This window comes from Roseibium aggregatum (assembly GCF_017309185.1).
In the GTDB taxonomy this organism is placed as follows: Bacteria; Pseudomonadota; Alphaproteobacteria; order Rhizobiales; family Stappiaceae; genus Roseibium; species Roseibium aggregatum_B.
In genome coordinates this window covers 2672403-2692660 of sequence record NZ_JAEKJZ010000001.1, presented here as the reverse complement: position 1 = coordinate 2692660, position 20258 = coordinate 2672403, and the positions used below count along the sequence as shown (strand labels likewise).

The 20258-nt window shown below is 60.6% G+C and carries 22 protein-coding genes; 16 read left to right on the top strand and 6 right to left on the bottom strand.

Translation table 11 applies throughout. The annotated features are described in order from the left end of the window. Window positions 1-91: 91 nt before the first annotated feature. Both JF539_RS11825 and JF539_RS11820 read left to right on the top strand, forming a co-directional pair. On the top strand, window positions 92-502 hold the full coding sequence (locus JF539_RS11825; RefSeq protein ID WP_207140592.1) for a hypothetical protein: 411 nt from the start codon (window positions 92-94) through the stop codon (window positions 500-502). 130 nt (window positions 503-632) lie between these two features. After that, entirely contained in the window at window positions 633-2441 is a 1809-nt protein-coding gene (locus tag JF539_RS11820) for a vWA domain-containing protein (protein ID WP_207140591.1), read from the top strand. A gap of 38 nt (window positions 2442-2479) precedes the next feature. Here JF539_RS11820 and JF539_RS11815 read toward each other — a convergent pair whose 3' ends face one another. From JF539_RS11815 to JF539_RS28010, 5 genes are all read right to left on the bottom strand, one after another. Then, complete coding sequence (locus JF539_RS11815) at window positions 2480-2863, bottom strand: DUF86 domain-containing protein (protein WP_207140590.1); 384 nt, start codon at window positions 2861-2863, stop codon at window positions 2480-2482. After that, window positions 2860-3150 carry a nucleotidyltransferase family protein gene (locus JF539_RS11810; protein ID WP_207140589.1) on the bottom strand — a complete coding sequence of 97 codons (291 nt, stop codon included), beginning with the start codon at window positions 3148-3150 and terminating at the stop codon, window positions 2860-2862. Before JF539_RS11810 ends, JF539_RS11815 begins: the two co-directional genes overlap by 4 nt. A 119-nt stretch (window positions 3151-3269) precedes the next feature. Then, window positions 3270-3959, bottom strand: a complete 690-nt coding sequence (locus JF539_RS11805) for a hypothetical protein (protein WP_207140586.1) — start codon at window positions 3957-3959, stop codon at window positions 3270-3272. Between the two features lie 140 nt (window positions 3960-4099). Continuing rightward, entirely contained in the window at window positions 4100-4504 is a 405-nt protein-coding gene (locus tag JF539_RS11800; protein ID WP_207140585.1) for a hypothetical protein, read from the bottom strand. A 93-nt stretch (window positions 4505-4597) separates the two neighbouring features. After that, the gene (locus JF539_RS28010) at window positions 4598-5251 is read right to left on the bottom strand and encodes a LuxR C-terminal-related transcriptional regulator (protein ID WP_207140584.1); all 654 of its coding nucleotides are present in this window, start codon (window positions 5249-5251) and stop codon (window positions 4598-4600) included. 53 nt (window positions 5252-5304) lie between these two features. On the opposite strand from JF539_RS28010, the gene JF539_RS11790 reads away from it, so the two are divergent. The 7 genes from JF539_RS11790 (at window position 5305) to JF539_RS11760 (ending at window position 12951) form a co-directional block, all read left to right on the top strand. Next, a complete protein-coding gene (locus tag JF539_RS11790; protein ID WP_207140583.1) occupies window positions 5305-7302 on the top strand; it encodes a sensor histidine kinase in 1998 nt (665 codons plus the stop codon). Window positions 7303-7549: 247 nt separating this feature from the next. Beyond that, window positions 7550-8428 (top strand): ubiquinol oxidase subunit II, encoded by an 879-nt coding sequence (cyoA, locus tag JF539_RS11785; protein ID WP_209017102.1) that lies wholly within the window; start codon window positions 7550-7552, stop codon window positions 8426-8428. Continuing rightward, window positions 8429-10468 carry a cytochrome o ubiquinol oxidase subunit I gene (cyoB, locus tag JF539_RS11780; protein WP_207140579.1) on the top strand — a complete coding sequence of 680 codons (2040 nt, stop codon included), beginning with the start codon at window positions 8429-8431 and terminating at the stop codon, window positions 10466-10468. Beyond that, window positions 10468-11073: a cytochrome o ubiquinol oxidase subunit III gene (gene cyoC / locus JF539_RS11775; RefSeq protein ID WP_207140577.1), complete on the top strand. Its 606-nt coding sequence runs from the start codon at window positions 10468-10470 to the stop codon at window positions 11071-11073. Before cyoB ends, cyoC begins: the two co-directional genes overlap by 1 nt. Before the next feature lie 10 nt (window positions 11074-11083). Next, window positions 11084-11389, top strand: a complete 306-nt coding sequence (gene cyoD / locus JF539_RS11770) for a cytochrome o ubiquinol oxidase subunit IV (protein WP_207140576.1) — start codon at window positions 11084-11086, stop codon at window positions 11387-11389. Window positions 11390-11509: 120 nt separating this feature from the next. Further along, the gene (gene adhP, locus JF539_RS11765; RefSeq protein WP_207140575.1) at window positions 11510-12526 is read left to right on the top strand and encodes an alcohol dehydrogenase AdhP; all 1017 of its coding nucleotides are present in this window, start codon (window positions 11510-11512) and stop codon (window positions 12524-12526) included. Between the two features lie 155 nt (window positions 12527-12681). Further along, window positions 12682-12951 carry a hypothetical protein gene (locus tag JF539_RS11760; RefSeq protein WP_207140574.1) on the top strand — a complete coding sequence of 90 codons (270 nt, stop codon included), beginning with the start codon at window positions 12682-12684 and terminating at the stop codon, window positions 12949-12951. A gap of 102 nt (window positions 12952-13053) precedes the next feature. Here JF539_RS11760 and JF539_RS11755 read toward each other — a convergent pair whose 3' ends face one another. Next, window positions 13054-13734 carry a GntR family transcriptional regulator gene (locus tag JF539_RS11755; protein WP_328809248.1) on the bottom strand — a complete coding sequence of 227 codons (681 nt, stop codon included), beginning with the start codon at window positions 13732-13734 and terminating at the stop codon, window positions 13054-13056. A 168-nt stretch (window positions 13735-13902) separates the two neighbouring features. Between JF539_RS11755 and JF539_RS11750 the strand changes: the two genes are divergently transcribed. The 7 genes from JF539_RS11750 to JF539_RS11720 all read left to right on the top strand — a co-directional run bounded on the left by JF539_RS11750 (window position 13903) and on the right by JF539_RS11720 (window position 20256). Then, complete coding sequence (locus JF539_RS11750) at window positions 13903-14469, top strand: TRAP transporter small permease (RefSeq protein WP_236042371.1); 567 nt, start codon at window positions 13903-13905, stop codon at window positions 14467-14469. After that, on the top strand, window positions 14469-15740 hold the full coding sequence (locus JF539_RS11745) for a TRAP transporter large permease (protein WP_207140572.1): 1272 nt from the start codon (window positions 14469-14471) through the stop codon (window positions 15738-15740). Before JF539_RS11750 ends, JF539_RS11745 begins: the two co-directional genes overlap by 1 nt. After that, window positions 15737-16687 carry a 3-hydroxyacyl-CoA dehydrogenase family protein gene (locus tag JF539_RS28005; protein WP_207140571.1) on the top strand — a complete coding sequence of 317 codons (951 nt, stop codon included), beginning with the start codon at window positions 15737-15739 and terminating at the stop codon, window positions 16685-16687. The genes JF539_RS11745 and JF539_RS28005 overlap by 4 nt, the downstream gene beginning before the upstream one ends. A 101-nt stretch (window positions 16688-16788) precedes the next feature. Continuing rightward, a complete protein-coding gene (locus tag JF539_RS11735) occupies window positions 16789-17757 on the top strand; it encodes a TRAP transporter substrate-binding protein (protein ID WP_207140570.1) in 969 nt (322 codons plus the stop codon). Between the two features lie 74 nt (window positions 17758-17831). Beyond that, on the top strand, window positions 17832-18701 hold the full coding sequence (locus tag JF539_RS11730; RefSeq protein WP_207140569.1) for a VOC family protein: 870 nt from the start codon (window positions 17832-17834) through the stop codon (window positions 18699-18701). Continuing rightward, window positions 18698-19567, top strand: coding sequence for a VOC family protein (locus JF539_RS11725; protein ID WP_207140567.1), 870 nt, complete (start codon window positions 18698-18700; stop codon window positions 19565-19567). The genes JF539_RS11730 and JF539_RS11725 overlap by 4 nt, the downstream gene beginning before the upstream one ends. Beyond that, window positions 19564-20256, top strand: coding sequence for a class II aldolase/adducin family protein (locus JF539_RS11720; protein ID WP_207140565.1), 693 nt, complete (start codon window positions 19564-19566; stop codon window positions 20254-20256). The genes JF539_RS11725 and JF539_RS11720 overlap by 4 nt, the downstream gene beginning before the upstream one ends. Window positions 20257-20258: the final 2 nt, after the last annotated feature.

Genomic DNA, 20258 nt, shown 5'->3' with positions numbered 1-20258 from the left:
ATACGGTTATCGCGTTCCAGCTGCCACCTTTCCGTCATCGACTTATCGATGAACCCGCTCCGAGAGAGCAGATACGGAAAGGAATTGACTTATGAAATATTTTTCGAAAACCGCCGCCGCCGCAGGCTTTGTCGCTGTCGCAGGACTGGCTTCCCTCTCAAGCCCCAATGAAGCGCACGCGATGTTTGATATCTGCAAGAAGGTCAACATCACGGTCCAGAACCAGACCGGGGCGCCGATCCAGCTGTTCGACCTCGACTACCATGACTACGGTTCGAACAGGAAGCGTTCCGAAAACATCACCAACCGGGTCATCCCGAATGGTGGCTCCTACAGCTGGCAGCGCAATCTGGAAGGCGTCAACAACGCCAAGACCTACATTCGCGCTCAGTTCCGCAAGCTGAAATCCAACGGTCGCTGGGACCTCGGCAGGTACTGGTGGCAGAATTCCGCAACGTCGGTCTGCAGCCGGGGCAAAAGCTACCGGGTGGTGCTGCGCTGATCCCGGTCTGAAATTTAACGGCCGCACCGGGTTCCGGTGCGGCGGTCTTCTTCACAATTCTACTTCAATGACTTCGAGCCCGGGCGCGTTCGCTTGCGGCGCATGTCTCGGGCGACAGGAAGGAAATCCCATGATCACCAAACATCTGCCCAGGACCATTTTGATCAGCTCAGCCTCCATCATGACACTGGCCATCGTCGGCATCGCGGCCCAGACGGTGGACTGGAGCGAGCTGACCCGCTGGATCCCGCCAGGCGCGGAAGACGCCGCGCCAGAGGACGACGGCCGGCTGCTCGGGCTCTTCGGCCAGACACAGACGTTGGAGGAGGCGCCTCAATCCGAGGCCAAACCGGTTGGGCCGATCGTTTCCAAGAGAGGGCCTGGCGATGCGAAAAGGCCCGCGCCATCCTCGCAGGGCGGATTGATGTCCCTGCATTCGGGCCCATCTCCCAAATTCCTCTCGCCCAGTGGTGGCGGCATTCATCTTCAAAAGAACACGCGGATCGCCGTGGCTCCTCAAGCCGACCGGGAGCGTTTCGCTTCGGAGGATCCCAATCCTTTGAAACGGGTCGTGAAGGATCCGGTATCGACCTTTTCCGTCGATGTCGATACGGCCTCTTACTCCTATACGCGCAGCGCTTTGGCCGGTGGCCGGCTGCCGCACCCGGACGCGGTCCGCGTCGAGGAAATGATCAATTACTTCGATTACGACTACAAGGTCCCTGAGGATCGGACCACGCCGTTCACGACGAGCGTATCGGTGGTGGAAACGCCCTGGAACCCGGACACGAAGCTGATGCAGGTCGGAATTCAGGGGTACAAGGTTCCCCTGGCCGAGCTGCCGCCGCAGAACCTCGTTTTTCTGATAGACACCTCCGGTTCGATGGCTCAGGCGAACAAACTGCCGCTTCTGCAGCAATCCTTCCGCCTGCTGCTGTCGTCGTTGCGCGACGAGGACGAGGTGGCGATTGTGACCTACGCGGGAACCGCGGGCGTTCTCCTGGAGCCCACCAAGGTCGCCGACAAATCCCACATTCTGGAAAAGATCAATGCTCTGACGTCCGGTGGCTCGACAGCCGGACAGGCCGGTCTGAAGGGGGCCTATGCGCTGGCGAAAAAAATGTCCGGCGAAGGCGAGCAGACACGGGTCATTCTGGCGACCGACGGCGATTTCAATGTCGGGCTGTCGGATATAGACAGCCTCAAGAAATACGTAGAGGAACAGAGAAAACAGGGGACCGCTCTGTCGGTGCTTGGCTTCGGCCGGGGCAATTACAACGATGAACTGATGCAGACCCTGGCGCAGAACGGGCAGGGGGTCGCCGCCTATATCGACACACTTTCGGAAGCCCGCAAGGTGCTCGCGGACCAGGTTGTCAGTTCGATTTCGATGATTGCCCAGGATGTGAAGATCCAGGTCGAGTTCAACCCGGAAACGGTCGCCGAATACCGGTTGATCGGTTACGAGACACGCGCCCTCAAGACCGAGGATTTCAACAATGACAAGGTCGATGCCGGGGATATCGGGGCAGGGCACAATGTGACCGCTCTATACGAGATCACGCCGGTTGGATCCCCGGCGCGGAAATTCTCCGATCTTCGCTACGGTGGCGAGACCACGCCCGAGACCTCTATCAACGCTTCCCTTTCCGGCGAGCTAGCTTATGTGAAGCTGCGCTACAAGGCGCCCGGCGGATCGGAGAGCGAGCTGATCGAAACGCCGGTTTCCGCGAACGCCCGGGACATTCCTGTTTCGGAGACACTGTTTGCCGCTTCCGTGGCGTCTTTCGGCCAATTGCTGCAGGGAAGCAAATACCTTGAGGACTGGTCCTTCGAGGCCGCGGAGAAGCTTGGCCGCGAGAACATGGGCGCGGACAGGTTCGGTTACCGGTCCGAGTACCTGACCCTGGTCAGACTGGCGACGGTCGCCGAGCGCTAGGGATTACAGGGCTGAGGGACCGGGCAAGCGCTCGTCCCTCAGCCTCTGTCCGCATCAGAATGGTTTTCAATCTTTTCAATGACGTTTCTTACTGTGTTTTCAAGTGAAGGAAGGTCACTGTGGATTGTTCTCCAAACGATCTCCAGATCCACTTTGAAATAGCCGTGGGACAAGGCGTTTCGCATCTCATATGCCACGGCAAGCGGCAGTTCGGGATGCTCCGCTGCGAAGGACGGATAGTGTTGGCCGATGTTCCTGGAGGCTTCGCCGATCACTTCAAGATTGCGAATAACCGCATCCTGGACGAGCGTATTTGTCAAAAAAACGGTTTCGTCCGTTTCTGCGGTGTATTCTTCGATACGGTTTATGGCCTCGAGTATATGCGCGAGGTAGTCTAGGAGGCGTTGCCGGTCACGGCTCATACGGGAAGGGCTTCTTTAATGACCCTTTCCCGGCAGGAGTCCGGCAGCGCTCCGGGGGTCAGAACATCGACTGGGATCCCCAGTAGGATGCGAAGCCTGTGACGGATCGCGCCGATATCCATCAGCGTGGTCTGCTGTGTCGTATCGACAAGGATGTCCAGATCGCTGTCCGCGGTATCGTCGCCGCGCAGTGCAGACCCGAAAACGCGTGCGTTTTGGGCGTGGTGTTCGGAGACGATGTCTCGAATTTCAACTCTGTGGGCGTTGAAGATCTCGGATGGCTTCATTGGACCGAATGTTCGTTGTCAATACCCGTAAATTGTCACCCGATCCCGGATGCAAGTAAAGAGGAACCGATCCAGCAGGTTTTCGGCCCAAGCACGGATGGTGACGAGACTTTGTTAGATCACCGGTCCCTGACCCAATCCAGCGTCACCTTGGTCCCGTCGGATTCGTTCAGGTCCAAAGGACTGGAGAGAATGAGGGCGAGCTTGCCGCCATCATTGGTTTTCCAGAGATAAAGCGTGTGCTGGGTCGGCTCGAACCGTGCGCAGGAGGTCGCGCCGATCGCGGCAACGAACCGGGGAGGACCGTCGCGGCGGATGTCGAAGGCTTTGTCTCCAGAAGCACTTCTGGGGTTGGTCAGACAGACCGTCACGAGCCGGGCGTCGATTTCCGCCGGCTCATCTTCCCGCTCCCGGGCGCCTTCGCCGGCGTCTTCCAGGGCGTCGGAAGCCAGATCTTCTTCAAAAGCGGTTTCGGGCGAAGCAGCCTCGGCCTGAGGAGCCGGGGTTGTGGCAAGCCGGCCAGCCGGTGCCTCGCTGGAGTAACCTTGAACGGATTGGGTCTTGTCACGTGCCGGATCGGACTTGGCCGGTCTGGCCATCGGGGCGGGGCGGATAGCGTCGTCGGCAGGACTGTCTGCTCCCGGAACGCCGCCCCTTTGAAACTCGATCAGATCGTTGTCGCCGCTTTGCAGGTAGGTCGGTTGCGCGCTGTCCGCAGCCAAGAAGGAAGGCACTGCAAAGGCCGTCAGCGCTCCGGCCAACAGGCCAAGCACCCGACGGCGGACAGATTTCGCACTCCGTTTTCTCATCGCTTTCCGTCTGGTTGTTCACAAGCAGCTTCCGACCGTCTCGTGTCTCTTGAAAAGGCCCTGATGGTCAATTGCGCAATGAAGATAATGGGAACTTCACAGGACACAAACAGACCCGCCGATATTGAGGCATGTTTTCGTTATTGGCATGTTCCCTCGCTGGTTTCTCCTCGCGCGCAAAGCTGTTTGACCGCCATGCTCAGCAGTTCCCACTCGCCCTTGCTCGTCTGGATGACGTAACCGCGAAAATGTTCGCCGAGAACGCTGTCGTCCAGATAGCCTGTCTTGACGATTTCGACCCGAAAACCGGAACCCGCCTTGTCTTTGTTGACGGACAGTTCCATCCCCGCATTCCCCTCGGTGGATTCCGGGTGGCCGTCCAGGAAAGGCTTCAAGACCTCGATAAAGCTCCTGGAAGTTGCCATGCCGGGGGCAACACGGATTTCGCGGAAGCCGTCCTGCGCATGAACTGTCTGAATGCCGCTTGTCACGGCCAGGGACAATCCGAGGAGGAGACTTGCGGTTTTCGGTCTGATGGCAGGCATCGGGGGGTCCTTTCTTCGGTTATGCTGCTAGCAATCTCCAACGAAACACCTCTCCGGCCCATGGGGGCGATCCCCCATTCCTGAGGCCATCACCTAGAGTTCCTTCGACGGATCGATCAGCCCTTCCTTCAGCGCGCGCGAAATGAGTTGCGGTACGGAATGAACGTTCAATTTCTGCATCAGGCTGGTGCGGTGCTTGTCCACCGTCTTGACGCTTATGCCGAGGCCTTCCGCGATTTCCTTGTTGGAACGGCCGGACAGGATCATGTTGAGGGTCTGCCGCTCCCTGTCTGTCAGGACGGGCGGTTTCGGCGTTTCTTCCAGGATATTCAGGAAGTATTCTGAGATGTGCCGTTGACCTCTGAGGATGCCGGGCAGCCTGGTATAAAACTCCGTGTTGTCTGAAGCCTTGGAAAACAGGCCGTCGACGCCGGCGTCGACAAGGTCGGAAATCAGACCGACGGCCGAAATCCCGGTAAGCACAACGACCCTGGTCTCCTTCGACCAGCGGCGGGTCTCGATCAGGACCTCGACCCCTCCGGCCATCGGCATGGCGACATCGAGCAGAAGCAGGCTCGGCCGGTGCTTGCGGACTTCCGCGATTGCGCTGAGCCCGTCTCCGGCCTCCGAGAGGACCCTGATCCCGTCCGGCTCGATCAGTCCCGGTTTTTCAAGCGCATCTTTCAGGCCGGAGCGAACGATGGCATGATCGTCGGCGATTACTGCGTTGTATTTCGGATCGTTCACTGCAAGACACCCATTCTGCCTTCAAGGAGCCAGCCTGACATGCCCGAGGTGAAATGACCAGATTTCCGCGCCTCGGGATCGTGTTGCTGTTCAGTCTTTTTCTGACCGGTTACGCAGGAGCGGAGACAGTCAATCTGCAGCCGGGCCAGGGCATTTCTTCCCTCAAACCGCACATGACCTATCTGAGTGAGCCCATGCTTTCGCTCGGCGACGCCCTGAAGCGGTACCGGTCGGGTGACTTCCACCGGGAAATGACGACGTCCATGACGGACTGGAACTATGCGCCGGAAGCCTGGGCGGCGGTGGAGATCTTCAACGCGACCCTGGACGACGGGCGCGGCGTCGATCCCTTTGTCCTGACCCTCGACCTGCCACTGGTGAGCGAGGCTGAAATCTATGTGATCCGCGACAGCGGTTTTACCGAGAACCTGCTCAGATATTCGCTATTCGAGCCCTTCGCGCCGCAACAGCATTCGGTCACCCGGCTCAGAACGCCGGTTTTTGAGATCGCTCCGCAGGAACGTGTGACGGTCATGGTCGGTTTCAAGTTCGGGCCGTTCCAGGGGTTCAAGATGGCCCTCGAGACGCCGGTCGAGCTGGAAACGTCGGCCTTCGCCTCCGGTATCTCCCACACCGCGTTTTATTCGTTCGCGATATCGTGCCTGATTTTCTTCGCCGGTTTTCACATGGCCCTGAAAAACTGGATCGGGCTTCTTTACGCGGTTCAGTTCGCGTTCGGTCTGGGGCTGATCGCCCTGATTGACGGGCTCTGGTTCAGGTTCGCCGTTCCGGACGATCCCGAGTACCTGGGCAAAATCGGGTTTTTTCTCTTCTTTGCCGTCTCCGGTCTGGGCTTTTTCATTTCGAGCCGTTCTTTCGTTCGCGACGGCCGTGAAACGGGACTGTCTCTCGCGCTGCTGGCGCTGTCGCTTTTTTCCGTCGCCGGTTACCTCGCCTCGCTCTATTCCCCGGGCACCTATGTGACGATCTTCGGTAATCTGCTTATCGTTTTGATGTTCGTCTCGTTTTTCATTTCCAGCGCGACCTGGCGGCGGAAAGAAGGGGACGTCCACCTGTCGTCAATGCTGATTTCCGCATTCGCGACACTGGCGGTCGTTTTTCTCGTTGCGGTCATGATCGTCGGCAGCCGGGCTGAAATCATTCCCTCGGCCACTGCGGTCAAGGGCATCTATTTCATTCTGCTCCTGTCGACGATGACCGGCCTGACGACGCATATTGTCCAGTTGCGCCGCACGCATGCCAACGCCGTGGCGTCGCAACTTGAAGCTCTGGAAGCGGAGGCGAAGCGAAGCCAGGAGCTTTTGGTCGCGGAACGCAACTACACGCGTGCCCGCGAACTGGCGAGCCTGAGACAGCGCCAGCTTGCTACAGCCTCGCACGATCTGAAACAGCCGATCATGTCCCTGCGCATGAATATCGATACGCTGACGGCCAACGTCGAACCGGGTGTCAGGCAGCGCCTGAGGGAAGCGTTCGACTATATCGAGGCCCTGTCGAACGACTATCTGAGAGAGACGTCGCCGGCAGAGGATGACCCGGGGTCGGCTGAGGACGGGGAGGGCGGTGCCGAGACCACTGACGCCGAACAGGAAGTCTATGAAGCCGGGCTGGTGATCGACACCGTCTTCGAGATGTTCCGGGAGGAAGCGGTCTCGAAGGGCGTGGACCTTCGACGGGTTCCCTCGACACTAAAGATCGCGGTCCCACCGCTGATCCTGATGCGCATTGTCAGCAACCTCGTGTCGAACGCCGTCAAATACACGGTCAGCGGCCGCGTGCTGGTCGGCGCGCGCCGACGGAAAGACCGGTTGCTTCTGTGTGTTTGCGATACGGGGCCCGGCATGGACGAGGCGGAAGTCGCGGAGTTCGCGACAGCCTACCGCAAGGGGGAGACCTCGGAAGGTCATGGTCTCGGCCTGGCCGTCTGTTACGAGCTGTCCAGGGAAAATGGCATGGAGCTTGGTTGTCACTCCAGGAAAGGCTGCGGGACCGTGTTCTCCCTGTCGGTTCCCCTCGCGGCCGGTCCGTGAGCGCTGCTCCCGATCTGCGGAAACAGCTCATCGGCTGCTCTTTAAAACGTTACAATGCTCCGCTAGGCTTCCAGGACGCCGCGAATCTGCGTTAGTGGTTGTGTGTCCCGATTCGTTTCTACCTACGTCCAAGCCGACCGGTCATCCACCGGTTTTCCGGGACAGTCACTTTACCTCCGTCACCCTTTGGAGGAGCAAGACCAGATCGATGACCCGTTCGATATTCCCCCGGTTACAAGTACCCGTCATGTTGGCCGTTATCGTGCTGTCTTGCCTGACGCTTCAGGGGTGCGGGATCTCCGACGCTCCGGTGCTCAATCCGAAAGGCCCTATCGCGCTTCAGGAGCGAAACCTCCTGTTCACCGCCTTCGGTTTGATGATGATCGTCGCAATCCCGGCGATCCTCCTGACCGTGCTTTTTGCCTGGCGCTATCGCCGGACCAACGAAAAGGCGGCCTACACGCCGGAGTGGGGCGGCTCCTGGGTGGTCGAGGCGGTCGTCTGGCTTGTTCCGGCCGCGATCATCGTCGTGCTCGGCATGCTGGTCTGGAACACGACCCACAAACTCGATCCCTACAAGGCGCTGGCGTCCGGCAAACCCGCCTTCAAGGTGCAGGTCGTGGCGCTCGACTGGAAATGGCTGTTCGTCTATCCGGAACTCGGTGTCGCGAGCGTCAATGAACTTGCGTTTCCGGCGGACCGGCCGGTAAGCCTCGAGATCACCTCCGACACGGTCATGAATTCTCTGATGATTCCGGCTCTCGGCGGCCAAATCTACGCGATGGCCGGCATGCGCTCAGAACTCAACCTGCTCGCCGACGGACCGGGCGTCTTCAAGGGGCGCAACACCATGTATTCCGGTGATGGCTTTTCCGATCAGCACTTCCTGGCGCACGCGCTTTCGGAAGACGATTTCGACGCCTGGAAGAAGAAGGCCTCCGGCGCCTCCGCCGTGCTCGACGCGAAGACCTATCTCGACCTGCGAGAAAAAAGTGTTGCCAACCCGGTGGCCTATTACGGCTCCTTCGAACCGGGACTTTTCGATATCATCTTGCGCAAATACGCGCCGATTGTGGGCCCCTATGAGAGCGAAGCGGCCGAACTGATCTGCAGGGGGGCTGTCTGAATGCTGGGACGTCTGACACTTGATGCCTTGCCGTTTTATTCCTGGGTCGCCATGGGCGGAGCCGGGGTTACCGTCGGCGGCGGTCTGCTGGTCTTTTGCCTCATCACCTATCTTCGCGCCTGGAAGGTACTGTGGACGGACTGGCTGACCAGTGTCGACCACAAGAAGATCGGCATCATGTATGTGGTGCTGGCGCTGGTGATGCTGGTGCGCGGCTTCGTCGACGCGCTGATGATGCGGGCGCAACAGGCGTTCGCGCTCAACAGCGAAGGCTATCTGCCTCCCGAGCACTTCGAGCAGATCTTTTCCTCGCACGGCACGATCATGATCTTCTTCGTGGCCATGCCGTTCCTGACCGGGCTGATTAACATCATTGTGCCGCAGCAGATCGGCGCACGCGACGTGGCCTTTCCCTTCCTCAACTCCGCCAGCCTCTGGATGACCGCGGCAGGCGCGGGGCTGGTGCTGATCTCGCTGGTGATCGGCAAGTTCTCTCAGGCCGGCTGGACCGGCTATCCGCCCTATTCGGGGATCGAATACAGTCCGGGCGTCGGCGTCGACTACTGGATATGGGCGCTTGCGGTCAGCGGGGTCGGCAGCACGCTGTCGGGCATAAATTTCATCGTCACCATCGTCAAGAACCGCTGCCCGGGCATGACCTTGATGCGTATGCCCATGTTTACGTGGACAACGCTGTGCATCTCCATCCTGATGACCTTCGCCTTTCCTGCACTGACCGTGGTGGCTGCCCAGCTCGCCCTTGACCGGATCCTCGGCTTCCATTTCTTCACCAACGGCGACGGCGGCAACATGATGATGTACGCCAACCTGCTCTGGATCTGGGGCCACCCCGAGGTCTATATCCTGATCCTGCCGGCCTTCGGGATCTTCTCCGAGGTCGTGGCGACCTTCTCGCACAAGCGGCTCTTCGGCTATCAGTCGCTGGTCTATGCCACCGCCTGTATCGCGATCCTTTCCTTCACCGTCTGGCTGCACCACTTCTTCACCATGGGGGCGTCCTCCAATGTGAACGCGGTTTTCGGCATCGCCACGATGATCATCGCGGTTCCCACGGGCGTGAAGATCTTCGACTGGCTGTTCACCATGTACCGGGGCCGGATCGAGTTTCACCCTTCCATGGTGTTCACCATCGGCTTCATGGTGACCTTCGTGATCGGCGGCGTGACCGGCGTGCTCCTGGCGTTGCCGCCGGCCGATTACCTGATGCACAATTCCACCTTCCTGGTGGCCCATTTCCATAACATGCTGATCCCCGGTGCCCTGTTCGGCTATTTCGCCGGCATGAACTACTGGTTCCCCAAGGCCTTCGGCTTCAAGCTCGACGAGAAATGGGGCATCCGGTCCTTCTGGTTCTGGATCATCGGCTTCTATCTCGCCTTCATGCCGCTCTATGTGCTCGGCTTCATGGGCATGAGCCGGAGGATGGAGCATTATGCCGACCCCAACTGGCAGCCTTATCTGATCGTTGCCGCGCTCGGCGCGGTCTGCGTCCTGATCGGCATCGTCTGCATCGCGGTCCAGCTTTACGTCTCGGTAAAAACCTGGGGCTCGGCGCGGGACGTGACCGGAGACCCCTGGAACGGGCGTACGCTGGAATGGGCGACGTCCTCTCCGCCGGCTCCTTATAATTTCGCCGTTCTGCCCGAGGTGCGCGACATCGATGCCTTTCACGACCAGAAGATCCTCGGTCTCGCCTATCTGCCGGCCGAACGCTACGAGGACATCGTCATGCCGAAGAACACCATGCTGGGGCCCGTTCTCGGTGCACTGGCCTTTGCCCTCGGCTTCGCCATGGTATGGCAGATCTGGTGGCTGGCCGCGCTCTGCCTGATCCTCAGTCTTGTCGGTGTTGGCATTCGCGCCTGCAACGACGACACGGAATTCGTGTTGCCTGCCGCGGAAGTCGAGCGGATCGAGACCGAGCGGCTTGCGCAGATCACGCCGGCGGACCTGCATGACATGCGCGAATACGCGCCGCGCGGCGCGGCGTCGGGCGCAGTCCTGACGGGGAGGGCATGATGGCGGACACATCGGTGAGCCTGAGCATCCTCGAAGAGGAAGAGAAAAAGTCTCTGGAAGCGCGGGAATTCGGCTTCTGGGTCTACCTGATGAGCGACGCGGTCATTTTCGCGCTGCTGTTCGCGACCTACGTTGTGCTGTCCGGCAATTCCGCCGCCGGGCCGACCTCGAGGGAATTGTTCGACCTTGGGCATACCGCTGGCGAAACGGCGCTGCTTCTTTTGTCCAGCCTGACCTTCGGTGTTGCGACGATCGCCATGGGCCAGGGGCACGCCGGACGTGTCGTCCAGTGGCTGATCCTGACACTGTTGCTCGGCCTCGGGTTCATTGCCATGGAGGTCTGGGAGTTCTCGAGCATGACCCGGCAGGGCGCCGGCCCCGGCACGAGCGGTTTCCTGTCGGCTTTCTTCACCCTGATCGGCACCCATGGGCTGCACGTGACGCTCGGGGCGGTCGGCATCTGCGTGATGATCGGCCAGGTGCTCGTCAAGGGTCTGACCCTTCCGGTCCGCTCCAGGATGATGCGGCTGGGGCTGTTCTGGCACTTCCTGGATATCGTCTGGATCGGGATCTTCTCGGTCGTTTACCTGCCCGGCGTGATGTGAGGAGGCCGACATGACCCACTTTGAAGACCGCAGTCTCGCCACCTATCTCACCGGTTTCGCCCTGGCCATCGTACTGACGGCGATCCCTTTCGCGCTCGTCTGGGGCGGGCTCCTGACCGGTCCTGCGGTCTACGCGGTCATTGCCGTCGCCGCGGTCGTGCAGGTTCTGGTGCACCTTGTTTTCTTCCTGCATATCGACCTGAGATCGACGCCGGTGGAGAACCTGTTCTTCCTCGCCTTTGCCGCGGTGCTCCTGTTCATCATGGTCGGCGGCAGCCTCTGGATCATGTTCGACCTGCACCATCGCATGATGTGAGCCTTCGACTGAGTGCATGGCTGGCATGCGGGCGCGGCTGAATTGTTCTAGATCAAAGCCGCATCTGCGACAAAAGTATGATGTCAAATTCTGTTTTCTGAACCGGAAAAGGAAAGTGCCATGCCGTCCATGAAAGCCGCCGTCGTTCGCGAATTCGGAGCGCCGCTCGATCTGTGCGAGGTCGAAAAGCCTGAAGTGGCGGACGGCAAGATCGTCGTCAAGGTGGTGTCTTCCGGCGTCTGTCACACCGACCTGCACGCCGCCAACGGCGACTGGCCGGTCAAACCGGCCCCGCCGTTCATTCCGGGGCACGAGGGCGTCGGTATTGTCGCGGAAGTCGGCAAGGGCGTGACCGCCGTGAAGGAAGGCGACCGGGTCGGCATTCCCTGGCTGCACAGCGCCTGCGGTCATTGCAAGCACTGCATGGGTGGCTGGGAAACGCTTTGCTGCGAACAGACGAACACCGGCTACAGCGTCAACGGCGGCTTCGCCGACTATGTGCTTGCCGATCCCGATTATGTCGGTCATCTGCCGGACGGGCTGGATTTCGCTCCAGCGGCGCCCGTGCTGTGCGCCGGTGTGACCGTCTACAAGGGCCTCAAGGAAACCGACACGCGACCGGGCCAGACCGTGGTAATTTCCGGCATCGGCGGTCTGGGCCACATGGCGGTGCAATACGCAAAGGCGATGGGGCTTCACGTGATCGCCGTCGATATCTCCAAGGAAAAACTCGATCTTGCGAAGTCGCTCGGCGCGGACATGGTCATCAATGCGCTTGAGACCGATCCGGTGGCGGAAGTCCAGGCCGGTGGCGGTGCGGAAGGCGTCCTGGTCACGGCGGTCGCGGGCAAATCCTTCTCCCAGGGCGTCGGCATGCTGGCGCGTGGCGGCACCATGAGCCTGGTCGGCCTTCCGCCGGAAGACTTCCCGCTGTCGATCTTCGACACCGTCCTGAACGGCAAGACCATCCGGGGCTCAATCGTCGGCACACGCCTCGACCTGGCGGAATCGCTGCAGTTTGCGGCCGAGGGCAAGGTCAAGGCCCACTACAAGGAAGAAACGCTGGCCGACGTCAACAGCATCTTCGACCGGATGAAGGCCGGCACCATCGAGGGACGAATCGTGATGGCGATCTGACGACCGGGTGTCAGTTTAAGATCAGTACGCAGGCGGCCGAAGGGTCGCCTGTCTCGCGTCAAGCGGGATGTTCATTCCCCTGCCACCAAATGTGATGCATAGTTTGCCGGTCCCGGTTTTCGCCGGGCCTGATCAGGAGAAAAGGGGAGAGTGCAATGGCGTTTTTCAACAGTGTCAGCCGGGTTGCGTTCACATGTGTTGCGGTGCTGGGCTTTACGATGAGCGCCGCCCTTGCGGATTGCCAGGCGGATATCGACAAGGTCGAAAGGGCGGTCTCCAATCCCGGACGGGCAGGTATCGACGAAACCGTCGTCATGCAGATGCGGGAGTTGCTCGATGACGCAGTCAAGGAACATCGCGCGGGCAACGAAAGCAAATGCCAGGAACTGATCGACAAGGCAAAATACATGGGGGCTGTGGAGTAGGCGTTTCAGCCGGGTTTCCGTTATTTGCTTCTGGTGTCGGTCGATTGCCTTTCCGCTCTGCCTGATCGTGACCGGATTGATTGCCGGTTGAGATATCGACGCTCAGCTCACATCGCCGGCTTTCAGGGCGGCGACGACGGCGTCGGTGGTTCTCTGGATATGGGCGGAAATGACGGTCGCGGCCTTGCCGACATCCCTTGCCATCGCCGCTTCGAAAAGAGCTTCGTGCTCCTCGTGGATGTCTCGCGTGAGGACTGATTTGATCCGGCTGAAGCGCCGGTAGCGCTCGTGCTGGCGGAACAATTGCTCGCGCAGTCTCAGCAGCCATAGCGAGTCGCAGGCCGAGACCGTCGCGTCGTGGAACGCCGAGTTGTGCTTTTCCCAAAGGTCCAGCTCGCCGATCCCCTGGTCTTCACCCGTCTCCAGCCGGGACAGGCGGTGATAGGTGGTGATCAGCCGTTCTTCCCATTCGGTGTCGCCGCGCGGGATCGAGCGCGCCAGGGCCTCGACTTCCAGAAGCTTGCGCAGGTCGCCGATCTCGGCCACGTCTCGGGCGGAAATCGGGGCGACCGCAAAGCCCCGTTGGCCCAGAACCTGAACGAGTTGATCCCCCGACAGCCGCGAAAGGGCCTCCCGCAACGGAGCCGCGCCGAAACCGTACCGCTGCCTGAGGGACTCGATCTTGAGCTTCTCACCCGGCTTCAAACTGCCCGAGACGATGTCTTCGCGTATCGTGCGGTAGGCCCGCTCCGAGATGGTTTTCTCCGGCAGTTTCTGATCCACAGCGTTCAAACCCCTCATCTCCTCTCAGCCTGCTCGCGTTCTCTACCTATAGAATATGCGAATTGGAAACAAATGCAAGAATATCGATTTTCTGTTTGACAATATAAAAATATCGATATTCAGTCACCGGCAATTCATGTCAACGACGTTCCGGGGAGGATGGACTGGATGATGGCAGACACAGGGAGGCAGTCGCTTGAGCCGGAGAAAAATCCGCTGCTCCGGCTGAGTGGAGCTATCGCCTGGTTCGAGGCGCGTTTCGCGGGAGGCGTCATTGCCGCGATACTGCTGTTGCTTCTGGCCAATGTCGTCTCCAGGAGCATGGGCCGCCCGCTCATCTGGACTGACGAACTGGCGGTTTATCTCATGGCGATCGGTGCGTTCACGGGGGCCTCCCTGGGTGTTGCGCGTCGCCAGCATATTGCCGTGACGCTGGTCGCGGACATGCTGGATCACAACGCACGGAGGCTGCTCACCTATGTGGTCGACACGACGCTTCTCCTGCTGTTTGCCTGTTTTGCCTGGATGCTGTGGACCTGGTTCGATCCCATCGGAGTGCTGAGCGCCGAAAGCCTCAAGGCCTATTCGCGCACGACCTTCAATTTTCTCTACCGGGAGCCCACGACGACACTCGGCGTTCGCAAGGTCTGGTTCTGGCTGATCCTGCCGGTGTTCTGTCTTTCGGGTTTCATCCATGTGCTGGCCCGATTTGGCGCCGTGCCGGAGAAACACTGATGGTCGGATTTGCCTTTTTAATCCTGCTGATCGCAGGCGTTCCAATCGCTTTCGCCCTTGTCGCCTTCGCCGTCATCCTGATCTGGACCAGCGGCAACACCATCCTGTTTCAGAGCTTTCCGCAGCAGTTTTTCGGCGGATTGGAAAATTATGGCCTGTTGGCGCTTCCGCTGTTCATTCTGCTGGGAGAATTCATGAATGCCGGCGGCATTGGCCGCAGGCTGATGGCCCTGGCCATGGCGCTGCTCGGGTCCGTTCGAGGCGGGCTCGCCTATGTCAATCTGGTCGCGAACATGATGATGGCGTCCATCCTCGGTTCCACGGTCGCGCAAATCACCATCATGTCCCGCATCGCCGTGCCGGAGATGGAGCGCACCGGCTACCCGCGCGACGTCAGCGTGGCCATCACCGCCGCGGGCGGCATGCTGGCGCCGATCATTCCCCCTTCCATGCTGTTCATCATTTTCGGGGTTATCGCGCAGCTTCCCATTGGGGATCTGTTCATCGCCGGAATCGTGCCGGGAATCATTCTGTTCATCGTCTTTCTCGCGGTGATCGGCTGGCTTGGGCGGCGGTACAATTTTCCCGAAAGCCAGTCGATTTCCATGCGTGAACGCGCCCTGGCGGTCTGGGACGCGCTCCCGGCCTCGCTGATACCGATCGTGATCATCGGGTCCATTCTCGGCGGCATCGCGACGCCGACGGAATCGGCCGCGGTGGCCTCGGTGATGGCCGTTGCCATCGGCCTGTTCATCTACCGCGAGATGGCGCCCCAGGATATCTGGCCGGCTTTCATGCGCGCGGCGGCTTCTTCCGCGATCGTTCTTTTCCTGATCGCGGCCGCCGGGCTCTTTTCCTGGGTGATCACCTTTGAGAATGTCCCGGCCATCGTCTCCGAATGGGTGCAGTCCCTGACGGATTCACCGATCATGTTCCTGCTGCTTATCAATCTCATGCTGCTTTTCCTCGGCATGATCACGGATCCCATTCCGGCGATCATTCTGGTGGTTCCCGTTTTCCTCCCCGTCGCTACCGGCGTTTACGGGATCGACCCTTTCCAGTTCGGTGTGATCGTGTGTCTCAACCTGACCGCAGGACTTCTTACGCCACCAGTGGGCACCGGGCTCTTCACGGCGGCGCTCCTTGGCCGGGTGCGCGCCGAACGGCTTGCTTTCCTGATCCTGCCCTTCTTCCTGGCGGTGGCACTGGTCGTGCTGATGCTGGTCTTCTTTCCGCCACTCAGCCTCGGTCTCGGAAAGGTCTTGTCGTGAGCAGGGTTGCCGTTGTCGGCGGGGGATTGATCGGAGCGGGCTGGGCCGCAGCCTTCGCCGGAGCGGGGCATCAAACCCTTGTGCTGGATCCGGATCCGTTTGCAGCGGACCGCACCGCCGCGACCTGGGAGGCCGCGCGTGACGTGCTTCTTCGTCTTCAGGTCCTGGCGGATGAGGCCGTGCCGCCGCTGGTGGTTGCCCGGCCTGAAGATCTCGGGTGTCCGGACTTCGTCCAGGAGGCCTTGCCGGAGCGGCTGGAGCTCAAACGGTCGGTGCTTGGTGCGCTGGAACCGCAGCTGTCGCCTGAGACAGTGATCGCCTCGTCCTCGTCCAGCTTCACGGCCGACGAGATTGCCGAAGGGCTACACCGCGGCGAAAACCTCTTGATCGGCCATCCCTGCAATCCGCCGTATCTGATGCCCGTTGTCGAAATTGTCGGCGGAAGCACGACGTCTTCTCAGGCGCTTTCCTTCGCACGAACTGTCTACGAAGGCATCGGCAAGACAGTGCTCGAATTGGACCGGCCGGTGTCGGGCCATCTCGTGAACCGCCTCCAGGCGGCTCTCTGGCGCGAAGCGGTCCATCTGGTGGCAAGCGGGGCGGCCAGTCTTGCGGAAACCGAACGCGCGGTGACGCTCGCGCTGGCGCCGCGCTGGTGTCTCTTGGGGCCGAGCAGCATCTTCGCGCTGGCTGGTGGCGACCGTGGCATGGAAGGTTTCCTCGACGCGCTCGGAGACCCGTTCGAGGCCTTGTGGGACGATCTCGGGACACCGCACCTGGATGAAAAGACCCGGAAAACGCTCGTGAGCGCCTTCGAAACGTCCGGATTGCCGTCTCTGGAGGAAATGGCGGCCAATCGGGACAGGAATCTCAGCGTTCTGTTGACCTCGCTTGCCAGCCTCGGCGGGACTGCAGCGGAAAAACGAGATAAATCCAATAAATCGTAATTTATCGATTTTTTTCTTGTCAAAATAAAAATATCGATATTTTATATCAGTGTCCGGTTCAGGCTACACGCGTGCCGGTCGCAAGTTCAGGGAGGAAAATGATGAAACGACTCGCAGGCGCCGCACTCGCGGTTTCTTTCGCAGCCTTCACCGCCGGGGGAGCGGTGGCCGAGGAATACAGGATGGGGCTGATCACCCCGCCGCCGCATCAGTGGACCGTCACCGCCAAGGAAGCCGCCGACGAGATCAAGGCCAAGACCGATGGTCGCGTCGATATCCTGATCTTTCCGTCGGGCCAGCTTGGCAGCGAAGCACAGATGCTGCAGCAGTTGCAGACCGGCGCGATGGACTTCGCCTTCTTCACGCTTGGCGAGTTCTCGAACCGCGATCCCAACTACGGGATCTTCCTCGCACCTTTCATAGTCGATGACGTTGCCGGCGCGCAGAAGCTGCTGAAGGGCGAGACGGCCCAGAAGCTTCTCGACGGCATGGCGGATTTCGGCCTTGTCGGCCTCGGCTGGGGCATGGCGGGCATGCGCATGATCGTGACGTCCGATCCGGTCGAAACGGTCGAGGATCTGAAGGGCAAGAAAATCCGGACGATTCCGTTTGCGCCCGAACTGGCCTTCTGGGAAGGGCTGGGCGCCGCGCCGACACCGATGCCGCTTCCCGCGCTGTATGATGCCTTCGCCAACGGCCAGGTTGACGGCATGCAAATCGACGTGGAAGGAACCTGGAACTCGAAATATTTCGAGCATGCAAGCTCCATCATCATCTCCGACCACATGATGTTCCCGATGGCGGCTATCGCTTCCGGGCGCAAATGGGCAGGCATTTCCGAAGAAGATCGCGCCATCGTCGAGGCGGTCTTTTCGGAGAAACTGGACAGTCTCGTGGCCGGTTACGCCGAAATCGACGCCGATTACCGCAAAAAGCTCGAAACCACGGAAGTGACCGTCATGGACGTGGACCGGGACTGGTTCGGGCCGGCGCTGGAGGAATGGTACGTGCGCTGGCGCGAGGAGGCGCCCATGCTCAAGGAGCTTGAGGCGGAAGCCTCCGGCAAGTGAGTATCGGTGCAGAATGAATTTGTCGGGATACGGACGATTGGCGCCCGTATCCACCCCACAACAGGGAGGACCCAGTGACTCAATTCCGCGACCTTCGATACCTCAGGGTAGCCGTGGACGACCTTGATGACGCGGCGCGCTTTGCCGGTGACGTTTTCGGTCTTCAGGCCGGCGACCGCGACGAGACCCGCGCCATGTTCCGTTCGGATGCCCGCAACTACGCGATCTGCTTTTCAACCGCCGCTGGCGAGGGAGAGGCGGTCGCGCTGACAGTGGCGCGCGAGGAGGACCTTGAAACCGTCAAGGCGCGGCTCGAAAGCAGCGGCTATGCACCGGTTTACCTGTCGGAGGAAGATGCGACGGTCCGCCAGTCCAAGTCGGTTCTGGCAGTCAGCGCTCCCAACGGGGTCACGGTGGAAATTGTCTGGCGGCCGCTTCATTCGGGCTGGCGGTATCACGGTCCGCGCGACGCGGGCATTGTCGAATTCAGTTCCGTTCAGCTCGCTTGCACGGACATTGGCGCAAACGAGGCGTTCTGGACGCGCGGGCTCGGTCTTCGGGTCTCCGACTGGGTGGGAGACGCGGCCTATCTGGCGCTCGATGACGCGCATCACCGCATCGTTCTTTATCCCTCCGACAGGAACGGCATTCTCGGAGCCTGTTGGGAGGTGGACGAGAAGGACAGCCTTATGCGCAACTGGTATTTCCTTCAGCGGAGCCAGCTTCCCGTGGTGGCCGGTCCGGACCGCCAGGCGGCGTCCGGCGCCATCTATGTCACGACGCGCGGTCCGCGCGGGCTTTTGATGACCTATGTCACCGAAATGGAGAAGGGACCTCAGATCGAGCAGCGCGGTCCCCGCCAGTTCGCCAACACCGCCCGCAGCCATGGCATCTGGGGCTCGATGACCGAGCAGACCGAGTTTCTTGGAGGAGACCTGCAATGATCGAACTGAAAGACGTTGTCTATTGCCGTCTTGGAACGCGGGATCTGGACGGAGCGGAATGGTTCGCAACCAATATCCTGGGCCTGGAAGTCTCCGAACGCCGCCGGGGCGCAACCTATTTCAAGTCGGACGAACGGGCGCACACCTTGTGTTACTTCGAGGGTGATCCGGAAGACCAGGTCACCGCCTTCGAGCTCGGCAGGGGGGAGGACCTGCAGACCGCGGCAGCCACCCTGGAAGCGCTGAACCACGAGGTGCATTACGGGACAAAGCAGGAATGCGACGCGCGCCACGTGCGCGAGTTCATCCGGTTCCAGGATCCAACCGGCAATGCCATCGAGTTCGTTGTGCGCCCGGAGACCACCGGCGTGAACTATCACGGAAATCGCGATGCCGGGATCACCGGTTTTTCCCATGTGGGCCTGTGCACCACCGATGCGGCGCGCGATGAAGCGTTCTGGACAAATGTCTGCAACGCGCGCGTCAGCGACCGGATCGGCGACGCGCCGTTGATGCGGCTCGGAACGATCCATCACTCGATTGCTCTTTTCCCTTTTCACAAGGCGGGTATCCAGCACATCAATCACCAGGTCGGCGGCACGGACGACATCCAGCGCAGCTTTAATTTCGTCCGCGACAACCAGGTGAACATCACCTTCGGTCCTGGCCGGCACCCGACGTCGACCGCGGAATTTCTGTATTTCACCGGTCCGGAGGGGATGACCTTCGAATATTCGACCGGCGTGAGTGAAATTCACGATGAGCCGCTGTGGCGCGACCGGCAGTTCCATTTCGAGCCCAAGGGTTTCTGCAGATGGGGCGCGGCACCGCGGATTGCTGCCTTCGACAATGGCGGCAGCGAATGAGCGATCCTGCCGTTATCGTCCGGTTGGCGGCCAGAGCCCTGTCGCGCGCGGGACTTGTGCATGCCTATGGTCATTGCTCCGCGCGTCTCGACGCGGACCGGTTTCTGGTCTGTCCTCCCGAACCCATGGGGCTTGTCGAGGCCGGAGCAGCCTGTCTGGAAGTTCCGGTGAAAGGGCGGTTGCCCGAGGGGGTGCTTGGAGAGGTCCGGCTGCACCAGCGCATCTATGCGTCCCGGCCGGACGCCGGCGGAGTGGTGCGTTTCATGGGGCCGAACGCGATGGCCCTGGGAGCACTCGGAACCGTTCCCGCCATCCGCCACGGCTTCGGCACCTATTTCAACCCCGGTGTCGGACTTTGGGGCGACCCCCAGCTCATTCGCGACGACACACGTGCCGATGGAGCAATCGCCGCGATGGGCCAGGGGGCCGGCCTGCTCATGCGCGGCAACGGCGCCGTGACCGCAGGTGTCAGCCTTGAGGAGGCGACCGTGTTCGCCTGGTACCTGGAGGACATGTGCCGGATCGAACTGGCCGCGCGTTCGGCCGGACTGGCGGACGCGCCTGCAATCTCCGCCATGGATGCGGAGGCCCGCGCCACCAAGGCAGGGCGGATCATTGAGAGGATGTGGGACCATCTGACGGCCGGCGATCCGGAAAAGCCCACAAAAAACAAGGACGGGGCAGAGTGACC